Here is a 3,787-nt window from a genome sequence, read left to right as displayed (position 1 = left end):
ACTGATTCACTGCCATCTAAGTATCTTCTACATATTTCAATTTTTTGTTCTTTTGAAAACTTACTTTTTCTTCCCATAAGAAAACCTCCTCAGCAAACAGTGCTTTTAATTATTTGCACTGTCTACTGGGAGGTCATCATATCATTTTGCATCATAGCCTTTTTTTCTATGTTTCATATGTGTTTGTTGATATAATTATGCATATACAAAGGAGGACGTAATTATGATTATTGCGGTAGTGGTGATTGTATTAATCGTTTTATATGCAATCGCAACATACAATGGACTTGTTAAGTCTAAAAATAAGTGCCTTGCTGCATGGGCACAGATTGATGTTCAATTAAAAAGACGTGCAGATATGATTCCTAATATTGTAGAAACTGTAAAAGGTTATGCAAAGCATGAAAAGGAAACACTTGAAGGAGCTATTCGCGCAAGAAACAGTTATGTAACTGCTTCTACACCAGAAGAACAGCTTAAGAATGCTGGTGAATTAGAAAGATCATTAAGTCGTTTAATGATGCTTCAAGAAAGTTATCCTGATTTAAAGGCTAATACAAACTTCATGTCTTTACAGAATGATTTAAAGGAAACTGAAGATAAAATCAGTTATGCAAGACAGTTCTATAATGATGATGTTAAACAGTATGTGAATAAGTTAGAAATGTTCCCTTCTAATATCATTGCTTCAATGTTCCACTTTGAAAAGATGAACTTCTTTGAAGTGGATGAAGCATCTAAAGAAGTACCAAAGGTACAATTCTAATGAAACGCTTATTATCATTTCTTACAGTATTGTTGCTGTTGATGCCAACTGCAGTTGATGCATCAAGCACAAAAGTAAACAATATTGGCATTACCTGCCAAATTGATCAAAATGGTACAGCAACATTTGTAGAGAAATGGGATATGGATGTATCGGAAGGGACAGAAGGATACAAAATATTCAATGGTATGAATGATCAGCCTTTGACACTTATTGGTGTCACTGATGATCGTGGGGTAACATACAAAAATATCGGTACATGGGATTCTGATGTTTCTAGAGAATCTAAGATTAATAAATGTGGTCTGATTAAAGATGGTGGTCACTATGAGTTGTGCTTTGGTCTAGGTGATTATGGGACACGTTCTTATACAATGGTTTACCAGATTGAGCATTTTGTGAATCAGTATAAGGACCAGCAGGGTATTAACTATGCTTTTATAAGTGATATGTCATTAGATGTTGCAGATGTTACTATTCATGTATCAGGTATTACTCCCTATAGTAAAGAGAATGCAAAAATCTGGGCATTTGGTTATTCGGGTAGTGTGAATTTTGATAATGGTGGTGTTACTTTAAAAACAGACTCTTTGGGCAGTAATAAGATGCAGTTATTAATGGGTCTTGAAAGTAATTCTTATACATCACCTAATAAACGTCATGCAAGTGAAAAGTTTGAAGATGTTGTGAAGGATGCAAAAGAAGGATCTAGTTATTCTAGTGGTATGTCAAAAGCAGCGAAGATTATGATCTTTATCTTCATCATCTTTGTGATTGTAATGCTTATCTTTATTATAGCTGCTGTGATTGTATTCTCAGATTCAGGTGTTGTATTTGAGAATGGACATACAATCAAAGGTAAAGAAGTAACTCCATTTAGAGAAATTCCATGTAATAAAGATATATTCTTGTTCTATTATCTAGCTAAAAAGCTGGGTATTATAGGTGATGGTGAGAGTCGTGAAAACCTTGTATCTGGATTTATCTTGAAATGGGTACGTGATGGTATCATCACAATTAGAGAAAAGGAAAGCGGCGCAATCGTCAAGAAAAAGAATTATGATATGTATCTTGATGTAGATGCAAAGTTTGAGAACAAGCAGGAAACAGCACTTTATAAGATGTTTATTCTTGCGTCTAAAGAGGGTGTTCTTCAAACAAAAGCATTTCAGAAATGGTGCAGCAAACATTATAAGAAGATAGATGATTGGTTCACTAAAGTGGATAATGTCACAGAAGCTTCTATGAATAAGAATGGTTACGCGAAAACTAAAACTATTTATAAACGCTTCTTATTCTGGAATATTCCACATGATCGTACAGTATGGACAGACAAAGCGTATGATCAGTGTCTTTATGTATGGGGATTTAATAACTTCCTTGAGGATGAAGACAATATGAAAGAAAAAGCTGCCATTGAAGTTAAACTTTGGGATGAATATCTCATCTTTGCAGCAGTACTTGGTATTGCGGATCGTGTAGAAAAACAATTGAAGGTTGCGATTCCTCGTTATGAAGAAACAACAACTTACAATAATTTTCCAATTTACTACTATACACATACATTTGCACATAATAGTATGAGTGCAGCTTCTTCAGCTGCAAGTGCAGGACAAGGTGGTTCATCATCGTTTAGTGGTGGTGGAGGCGGCTTCTCCGGAGGAGGAGGCGGCGGTGTCCGTTAAAGGCAGGATTTTTTCCTGTCTTTTTTTCTTGTAGAAGAAAAATAGTTGTCTATAATGAGTGACAGGAGGAATTTATGAAGAAGCTATTTAGTATATTCTTATCGATGATACTTATCACGGGTTGTAGTACAACTTCTACACCGAAGAAAGAAGTATCAAACAATATCAAATCTCAAGTCACTTATATTAATGTAGGGCAGGGAGATTCAACACTTATTCAAAATAATAACCAAACAGTTCTTATTGATGCTGGACATGGTGATGGATACGAAAATGCCAGCTTGAATTATTTAAAGGAACACTATATTAATACACTTGATGCATTAATCTTAACGCATTGTGATGCGGATCATATAAATGATGCAAAGAATATTATTTATCAGTTAAATGTAAAAAAGATATATATGTCTAGTAGAACCTCTTCTTCTTATACATATATGAAACTATTAAATGCGATTAAAGAGAAGAAAAAGAAAATTACTGTGCCTAAGGTAGGAGATATCTTTCAGGTAGGTGCAGGCTCTATTGAATTTATTGGTGTAGGTGAAGGAGCACAGAACAATAATGATTCATCTTTATGTATGAGGTATGATGATGGTTATCATCGTTTTGTCTTTACTGGTGATGCTGCAGAATCAATGGAAAAGAAACTAAACAATGTACAATGTGATGTATTCCAAGCAGGTCATCATGGTTCAGCTTATTCAAACAGCGATAATCTGTTATCTAGAATGAAGGCGAGTTATGTTGTAGTGTCTTGTGGTAAAGACAATATGTATGGTCATCCTCATAGGGAAGCATTGCAGAGATTCTCTAGATATAATATGCAGGTTTATCGTACGGATGAATTAGGTACAATCCGTTGTGTTTCTAAGAAGAATAAATTGACCTTTAATAGTAAAGAAGAAATCACGACTACTCAAACAACACAATATATAGGATCTAGAAATACTAAGAAGTATCATACTGAAGATTGTCAGTATGTAAAAACGATTAGTGATAAGAATAAAGTTTACTTCAGTTCTTCACAGGAAGCACAAAATGAAGGCTATATTCCTTGTAAAGCATGCAATCCATAAAGCATGCTTTTTATAATATTCAGACATAAAAACAGGATATAAAATAAGAAAAATAATTTTTTTGAATTTTCTTCAAAAAACACTTTACAAACGTGCGAATATTGGGTATTATAGACAGGCAGTCCGCAAGACGGGCGCAGACAGAACATTGAAAACTGAACAGATACACGTCAGATTTATTTGAAAACATTTAATTGATGAGCTGAACATCAGCTCTTCACATATTCAGTGGAGAGTTTGATCCTGGCTCAGGATGA

The 3,787-nt window shown here is 34.2% G+C and carries 3 protein-coding genes; all 3 read left to right on the top strand.

Going from position 1 to position 3,787, the window contains the following annotated elements; all coding sequences use genetic code 11:
• Positions 1-223: 223 nt before the first annotated feature.
• The 3 genes from H8909_RS12600 to H8909_RS12590 all read left to right on the top strand — a co-directional run bounded on the left by H8909_RS12600 (position 224) and on the right by H8909_RS12590 (position 3,530).
• On the top strand, positions 224-766 hold the full coding sequence (locus H8909_RS12600; protein ID WP_187013070.1) for a LemA family protein: 543 nt from the start codon (positions 224-226) through the stop codon (positions 764-766).
• On the top strand, positions 766-2,451 hold the full coding sequence (locus H8909_RS12595; protein WP_187013069.1) for a DUF2207 family protein: 1,686 nt from the start codon (positions 766-768) through the stop codon (positions 2,449-2,451). Before H8909_RS12600 ends, H8909_RS12595 begins: the two co-directional genes overlap by 1 nt.
• Positions 2,452-2,525: 74 nt before the next feature.
• A complete protein-coding gene (locus tag H8909_RS12590) occupies positions 2,526-3,530 on the top strand; it encodes an MBL fold metallo-hydrolase (protein ID WP_187013068.1) in 1,005 nt (334 codons plus the stop codon).
• Positions 3,531-3,787: the final 257 nt, after the last annotated feature.

Source organism: Catenibacterium faecis, from assembly GCF_014306455.1.
Classification (GTDB): Bacteria; Bacillota_I; Bacilli_A; order Erysipelotrichales; family Coprobacillaceae; genus Catenibacterium; species Catenibacterium mitsuoka_A.
The sequence above is the reverse complement of the archived record's forward strand: the minus strand, read 5'-3'. Positions and strand labels throughout refer to the sequence as shown.

Bases quoted from the DNA above. Each gene is read 5' to 3' on its own strand.
- H8909_RS12600 (WP_187013070.1), top strand. From the start codon at position 224: ATGATTATTGCGGTAGTGGTGATTGTATTAATCGTTTTATATGCAATC.
- H8909_RS12595 (WP_187013069.1), top strand. From the start codon at position 766: ATGAAACGCTTATTATCATTTCTTACAGTATTGTTGCTGTTGATGCCA.
- H8909_RS12590 (WP_187013068.1), top strand. From the start codon at position 2,526: ATGAAGAAGCTATTTAGTATATTCTTATCGATGATACTTATCACGGGT.